General features: G+C 51.2%; 6 protein-coding genes and 1 pseudogene. 4 read left to right on the forward strand and 3 right to left on the reverse strand.

Going from position 1 to position 7,338, the window contains the following annotated elements; translation table 11 throughout:
- Positions 1-372: 372 nt before the first annotated feature.
- A complete protein-coding gene (locus BN874_RS01025; RefSeq protein ID WP_034430299.1) occupies positions 373-1,575 on the forward strand; it encodes a thiolase family protein in 1,203 nt (400 codons plus the stop codon).
- A 93-nt stretch (positions 1,576-1,668) separates the two neighbouring features.
- Positions 1,669-2,952, forward strand: a complete 1,284-nt coding sequence (gene serS, locus BN874_RS01030; RefSeq protein WP_034430301.1) for a serine--tRNA ligase — start codon at positions 1,669-1,671, stop codon at positions 2,950-2,952.
- Between the two features lie 42 nt (positions 2,953-2,994).
- On the opposite strand, the gene BN874_RS23160 is transcribed toward serS, so the two are convergent.
- From BN874_RS23160 to BN874_RS01045, 3 genes are read right to left on the reverse strand one after another with little or no spacing between them, the layout of a single operon-like run.
- Positions 2,995-3,687 (reverse strand): J domain-containing protein, encoded by a 693-nt coding sequence (locus BN874_RS23160; protein ID WP_034430303.1) that lies wholly within the window; start codon positions 3,685-3,687, stop codon positions 2,995-2,997.
- Positions 3,688-3,696: 9 nt separating this feature from the next.
- A complete protein-coding gene (locus BN874_RS01040) occupies positions 3,697-4,398 on the reverse strand; it encodes a vWA domain-containing protein (protein WP_034430305.1) in 702 nt (233 codons plus the stop codon).
- Positions 4,399-4,414: 16 nt separating this feature from the next.
- A complete protein-coding gene (locus BN874_RS01045; protein WP_081756047.1) occupies positions 4,415-6,310 on the reverse strand; it encodes a PHA/PHB synthase family protein in 1,896 nt (631 codons plus the stop codon).
- Between the two features lie 242 nt (positions 6,311-6,552).
- On the opposite strand from BN874_RS01045, the pseudogene BN874_RS26300 reads away from it, so the two are divergent.
- Both BN874_RS26300 and BN874_RS01055 read left to right on the forward strand, forming a co-directional pair.
- Positions 6,553-6,657 (forward strand): annotated as a pseudogene (locus BN874_RS26300) (type IV pili methyl-accepting chemotaxis transducer N-terminal domain-containing protein); the annotation flags it as partial.
- Between the two features lie 19 nt (positions 6,658-6,676).
- Positions 6,677-7,338: HAMP domain-containing protein (locus tag BN874_RS01055; protein WP_154724690.1), on the forward strand; the 662-nt coding region annotated here is incomplete at its 3' end.

Here is a 7,338-nt window from a genome sequence, read left to right on the forward strand (position 1 = left end):
CTTTCCTGCATTCCATGATTACCCATCGTCTGGATAAACGGGTTGCTGTGTTCATGGTAGTGATATTCGGATGCACAATACAAAAGGTGTCATCAAACCCTATTTTGTGTAGAACAGGCAAGACTTGCGGGCGGTCAGTCTACTTCAAATTTATTTTTATACCATCATCATAAATTTCCAGAGAAAATCGCTATCCAATATCACGAGGAAAATTGACATACCCTAGAGATAAGCTTTACTTTCCAACGTCCATCCGCTTAACACCAGCCGAATCGGTATTGCGGATGCAGCAACAGGAACTTTACCAACCAGTTCCCTACAGGTCATGGCATCAGTACCGTACCACCCCCTAGTCAATTGAGGAGTAACTGAATGGCTCTCAAAGAAGTCGTGATTGTCAGCGCCGCACGGACGGCGATCGGTAAATTCATGGGCACCCTCAAGGATGTGTCAGCGCGTGATCTGGCAATAACCGCCGCCAAGGGCGCAATCGAACGGTCTGGCGTCCCGGCTGACCAGATCGACGAGATCTGCATGGGCCAGTTGTACGGCGGCATGCAAGGCTCTCTGCCGGCACGGCAGGTGAGCATGCGGGTCGGTCTGCCGCACCGCAGCAGCGCCGTATCGGTCAATCAGAACTGTACTTCTGGCATGCGTGCGCTGGAGATCGCCTGTCACAACATCATGCTGGGCCAGACCGAGATCGGCTTAGCGGTCGGCGTCGAGAGCATGACCAACGCGCCTTATCTGCTGCCCAAGGGCCGCATGGGCTACCGGATGGGGCAGGGCAACATCGAGGACAGCATGATCCACGATGGCCTGTTTGACGAGCTGGTGCCCGGCCACATGGCGATGACGGCGGAAAATGTTGCGGTTAAGTACGGCATCACCCGCCAGGAATGCGACGAATTGGCCCTGATTAGCCACACCCGCTGCACCACAGCGACCAAAGAGGGTATTTTCAAGCGCGAGATCGTACCCGTCGAACTCAAATCCAAGAAAGGATCGACCTTCTTTGATGCAGACGAGAATTTCATCCCTGACGCCAGCCTGGAGAAAATCGCCAAGCTATCGCCCGCTTTCAAGAAAGATGGTGTGGTGACGGCGGCTAATGCCTCCAGCATCAATGATGGCGCCAGCGCAGTGGTCATCATGTCACTGGACAAGGCGAAGGCGCTGGGAATCAAGCCGCTGATGAAGCTGGTTAGCATCTGCAATGCCGGTATTGATCCTGCGGTCATGGGTCTCGGTCCGGCGGTAGCGATTCCCAAGGCTCTCAGCCAAGCCGGTCTGAAATTCGGTGACATCGATTACTGGGAAGTCAATGAAGCATTTGCTGCCCAGTGGCTGGGCGTTGGCCGGATGCTGAAAGAGCAGGGCATGAACTTGACCCCGGATAATTGCAACTTCAACGGTTCGGGAATTGCTCTTGGACACCCTGTCGGATCAACCGGCCTGCGCATCGTAGTTAGCCTGTATTACGAACTGGAGCGACTGGGCAAAACTACGGGGGGCGCTTCGTTGTGCGTCGGCACCGGCCCGGCCATGGCATCACTGTGGACCCGTGATATCTAAGCGAATCGCTTAATTCAGGTGGGGCGGTCCAGATTTGGGCCGCCTTAAAAATATAGCCAGCTTATACCATCATCTACAAAGGAATCTAAACTAATGCTAGATCCAAAACTACTTAGAAACGATCTGGAATCAATAGCCCTCCAACTGGCTCGCCGCAGCTATACCCTAGATATAAAGTGTATCAACACCTTAGAGACACAGCGCAAAGCCTTACAAGTCAAAACTCAAGAACTGCAAAACGAGCGAAATACTCACTCTAAAACCATTGGTCGAGCTAAAGCCACCGGACAAAATATACAACCGCTGCTCGATGAAATTGCAGGTCTAAGCGATGCACTTAAACAAGCTGAAATTGATCTGGAAATTATCCAGACACAATTACTTGATTTACAACTTACTATACCCAACATTCCCCACCCAACTACACCTACCGGAAATAATGAAACGAACAACATAGAAATTCGGCAATGGGGCGAGCCACGCTCATTTGATTTTATCCCACGCGACCATATCGATCTAGGCGCAGAAGGCGGGCTGGACTTTGAGTCTGGCGCAAAATTGACTGGCACACGCTTCACAGTCATTCATGGACAATTAGCGCGACTACACCGGGCACTAATCCAATTCATGCTGGATATACACACTCAGGAACACAACTACCAAGAAGTCTACGTCCCTTATATAGTAAATGCTGACAGCTTGCGTGGCACCGGCCAACTACCAAAGTTTGAAGCTGATTTATTCAAACTTAATGGAAACCTAGAATATTATTTAATTCCAACCGCCGAAGTTCCAGTCACCAATCTAGTACGAAATTGTATCCTAAACAACGATCTGCTACCGCTACGCTACGTTTGTCACACCCCCTGTTTCCGCAGCGAAGCAGGTTCCTACGGTAAAGACGTGCGTGGAATGATCCGCCAGCACCAATTTGAGAAAGTCGAATTAGTGCAAATCGTCCGCCCCGACGATTCTTATGATGCCTTAGAAACACTAACCAGCCACGCTGAAACTATTCTAAAGCGGTTAAAGCTACCTTATCGAGTTGTAGCACTCTGTTCCGGCGATATCGGCTTTGCTTCAGCTAAAACTTACGATCTGGAAGTCTGGCTACCAGGCCAAGGGAAATACCGGGAAATCTCTTCATGTAGCAACTTTGAAGATTTCCAAGCACGGCGGTTACAAGCACGCTGGCGCAATCCAACTACTGGAAAGCCAGAATTAGTCCATACCCTCAACGGATCGGGATTAGCTGTCGGGCGAACATTGGTGGCAATCATGGAAAACTACCAAGATGAACAGGGACACATCCGAATTCCGGTTGCGCTACAACCGTATCTAGGAGGGCTGGAATTCATCGTTGCAAACGGACAATGAATTTACCAACCATCTAAATACCCGCTAGTAAATAAACCAAAATTAATTCAGCAACACTTCCCGAGCCAGATTCAGCCGAGCAGCCAAGTAGGCAGACCCTCCATGATCAGGATGAACCCGCTGAATCAGGCGTCGGTAAGCGGCTTGGATTTCCTCACAGCTGGCATTAGGTTGCAAACCCAAAACCTGATATGCCTCACTCCGATCCATCACGGTCGAACTCGCCGCTGAATTGAAATTATCCGTACCACCCACCAAATCGCGCCAATTTGAGTCAGCGCACCGATCTAAATACGTTTCCAAAACTGCTACCGATTGCGGATCAATCTGACATTCTCGCCATAAGTCCAGCAACTCCTGAAGTGTCAAATCACATAAAGCCTGTTGAATGAAACAACCTTCCAAAACCAAACCCGACATTGCGCCCGTCGTGTGATCGAGTTTCATAGACAGAAACCGGGTTATCACCGTAGAACACCCCGATGCCGCCGGCGTCGCGGCAGGAGAGGGCATACGGCGTGCGCTCAGCCAGCGCAGTAGAAACGGTGCCAGCACTGCAAGCAGAGGCACCACTATTTCAGCACTGCTACGGAGAATTAGCAGTAGCAACAATGTGATACCAGCGGCTATCGCCAGACGCGAGTTCCACACTCCCCAGCCAGAACGACGCCACCAGCGCACCAGAAAATACAACCCTGTCAGCACTGCTGCAATAAGTAACAAGCGTGGCAACATCAGCTCTGCTCAGTTTTCTCTGATTTGCCGAGCCAGTTGCCGGACCAAGCCACACTGTCGTCGGCCAAAGGCCTCCAAAGCTTGCGAACCACCAGTGGCGTAAATTGCAACCGCACTCAATAAATCGTGCAATTGCCGGGCACTGCCGAAATCAAACGCGCAGTAGGCACCGTGCGTCAACCGGGCGATTTCCCGAAAGCCCGTTTCAGCAGTGGAATTGGAGCCTTCCTGAAATACAAAAACGGGCACTCCCAGCAAACCCAATTGACCAGCTTGATGACAAAGCGGGTCTACAGCTTCCTCCAGACAATCTCCGACCAGCACCAGCGCATTCAGTCGATGCCGCTGGGTTTCGCGTACAGCATGTTCCAACACTCGCCCAATCTGGGTGAGGCCACCTCGGCATTGCACCCCAGTCATGCGTTGTCGCAGTTCGGCGGAATCGGTCAGCCAAGGCTCGGCCTGGAACTCGCCATAGCCCCGATACCAAACCAGTTGCAAGGCCAATCCTCCCAGAGCTGCTGCCGAAGCGAACATCTCACTCTGTAATTGGCAGGCACGATCCCACGTAGGTTGCCGGCTGGCCGTCGCATCCAGGGCAAATAGCAAACGGCCACGCGGAGCCGCAATCACCGAAGTTCGAGCCACTTGACGCAGAAATTCGGCAACCTCAACGGCAGTGGATACAGTAGGTAGTCGCGATACAGTCATAACGTCGAATCGGCAGTTAGCGCTGCAAAACATACATTCCAGGCGCATCACAAATCGGATACAGCCCCTTCTCGGATACGCCCAGCGGCGGAGGTTGAACCTGATGATCAGCCGAGTGCTGAACCAGCCATAACTGCCAAGTCGGCCACCAGGAACCCTGTTGTTTGGGCGTGGTGGCCTGCCAGGTTTCGGGGTCAACATAACGATCCTGATCACTGCGGGTTGCCATTTGATAGCTACGGTGGTGATGTCCCGGCTCACTAACAATACCAGCATTATGACCGCCACTGGTTAATAAGAAGGTTACTTCATCAGCATCCGCCAGCAGGTTAATCTTATATACCGATCGCCAAGGTGCAACATGATCCTGTTCAGTGGCAACCGTAAAAATGGGTGCGCGAATATCAGTAATCGCGATAGAACGACCATTAACCTTATAATGGCCGGTAGCAAGTTCATTACCTAAGAAAATATGGCGCAGATATTCGGAGTGCATCCGATAAGGCATCCGGGTTTGATCGGCGTTCCAGGCCATTAAATCATTAAGCGATTGACGCTGACCCAGCAGATAGTCATGCACCAGCCGCGACCAGATTAAATCATTAGATCGCAACAACTGGAACGCACCTACCATCTGATCGGCATCCAGATAACCTTGATCCCACATCATGTCTTCAAGAAAAGCGACCTGGCTTTCATTGATAAACAGCAACAATTCACCAGCCTCGGTAAAATCGGTTTGCGCGGCAAAAAGAGTGATCGTCTTAATACGATGATCACCATCGCGAGCCATGGCAGCGGCAACAATAGTCAGCAGCGTACCGCCCAAGCAATAACCTACGGTATGAATTTTACGCCCTGGAAGAAGAGTAGAAATAGCCTCAAGCGCCATCATCACCCCATGCTGCCGGTAATCCTCCAAGCCAAGATCGCGATCTTCAGCCATTGGATTTTTCCAGGAAATCATAAAGACGGTATGACCTTTCTCCACCAAGTACTTAATCATGGAGTTGTGGGGCGAAAGATCAAGAATGTAATACTTCATAATCCAGGCTGGCACAATTAGTACAGGTTCGGCATAAACTTGGGCTGTGGTCGGCTGGTACTGAATTAGCTCGATCAAATGATTGCGAAAGATGACCTTGCCAGGCGTAACTGCTACATCGCGACCGACTACAAACTGTTCTACATCATTATTCAAACGTTTTCCAGCGACATAACATTCCATATCCGCCATAAAATTAGTCCAGCCACGCACCAAATTTTGGCCACCTTCTTCCATAGTAGCTTTAAGAATCTCTGGATTGGTCAGCAGCGAGTTCGATGGCGAGAACATGTCGAGAATCTGCCGAGTTACGAAAGAGACAATCGCTTCATTCTGTTTGTTGACGCCACGGTTACCAGTAGTAGCGTTGTACCACCATTGCTGAGTCAGTAGAAAAGATTGATAAATAAGGTTATACGGCCATTGTCGCCAACCTTCGCCATCAAAGCGATGATCCTGATGCAGAGGGTCAATACAGGGCGACGTATCCGGATTTTGGCTCGACTTAAAAGCATAAAGCGCCAGCCGAACCATTTTACGAACCGCTTTTTCATTCAGCAGTGCCTGTTTTCCAGGCGCCATACCCAGATGCATTAGCCAGTCGAGATAGGCCATGGACAGCACTGCCGGCGAGATACCGCCGGTACCGCGAGCAAGGTTAGCGCTAACCACCCGATCAATGGTTTCAGGGATATGGGTGCCCAGCAACGAGCGTTCAATACCATAGGCTCGGTGTGCCGATGAAGTTTGGCCAGACTCAGCGATCACCGGTCTAGAGACAGAGGATTTAGGAACTGCTGAGGGCTTCACGGATACCGGCTCTGCTGAAGCAGATGCAGACGGGACAGTTTCATTAAGTTTTTGCATGAGGGAACACCTCCAAATGTGAAGGTTTAGCAGTACAGTCAGCAACAGGATTAAAAAATCCACATCGCCTTCACTACCACCTGAGTTTAGCGTAAATCTGAGTTAAATCGCCGCATTTTCTAAAAATTCGGATTATTACAACCCATTACAGTCAAGAGAACTTTCCCATGGAAGACAATGAATCCATCATCTTTCGCAGTGGCCTGACTATGAGCGGCATCGTGCTGCTGGCCTTGCTCAGCATGATCAGTTCGGTATTTATCGCCGAGTCCAGTAAGGGAGACGCCGCTGCGATCAATCTGGCAGGCTCGCTGCGCATGCAATCCTATCGCATTGCCACCCGCCTGCAACAGCCCAACAGCGCTGATGCTTACCATTCCCCAAGCGGTAGAACGAGAAATCGGCGAGTTCGAGCGCCGGCTGGGTCAACTTTGGCAGACCGGCGCAATCTCGCTTGCGGAAAGCGACCCCCGGAATCAGACGCTCAAAGCGATCAGTTCATCTTGGCATGAGACTCTGAAACCGATCCTAAAAACCCTGGTGGCAGGTGGTCTCTCGTCCATAACTTCTCTAGATCCGATTGATGACTTCGTAGCCAAACTGGATATTTTCGTCAAGCTGCTGGAACAAGATACTGAGGCGAAAATATTACTGTTGCGGCTAGTGCAGGGTATCGCCCTGTTTATGACTCTGGTGTTGATTTTCGTCGCCATGCACCAGTTAAATACCAATGTAGTGGCGCCGCTGCGCGATTTAGTGGAACTGGCGCACCAAGCCCGGCGCGGCGATTTAACGGTGCGATCCCGTCATGTCGGCAATGACGAACTGGGCGTGCTGGGCCACGCTTTTAATCTGATGGCGGGCGATCTATCAGCGATATACGCAGATCTGGAAGCACGGGTCGAACAGCAGACCCAAGCGCTGCGCACCAGCAACCGTTCGCTGGAACTGCTCTATCATACGGCCCGGCGTCTCGGCGAGTCGGCGCCCGACGAAGCGACCTACCGGGCGTTGATGGCGGAAATCGA

It is taken from the genome of Candidatus Contendobacter odensis Run_B_J11 (assembly GCF_000531125.1).
In the GTDB taxonomy this organism is placed as follows: Bacteria; Pseudomonadota; Gammaproteobacteria; order Competibacterales; family Competibacteraceae; genus Contendibacter; species Contendibacter odensensis.

Coding starts and splice junctions, on each gene's coding strand:
- BN874_RS01045 (WP_081756047.1), bottom strand. CDS start 6,310: ATGCAAAAACTTAATGAAACTGTCCCGTCTGCATCTGCTTCAGCAGAG.
- BN874_RS23160 (WP_034430303.1), bottom strand. CDS start 3,687: ATGTTGCCACGCTTGTTACTTATTGCAGCAGTGCTGACAGGGTTGTAT.
- BN874_RS01025 (WP_034430299.1), top strand. CDS start 373: ATGGCTCTCAAAGAAGTCGTGATTGTCAGCGCCGCACGGACGGCGATC.
- BN874_RS01040 (WP_034430305.1), bottom strand. CDS start 4,398: ATGACTGTATCGCGACTACCTACTGTATCCACTGCCGTTGAGGTTGCC.
- serS (WP_034430301.1), top strand. CDS start 1,669: ATGCTAGATCCAAAACTACTTAGAAACGATCTGGAATCAATAGCCCTC.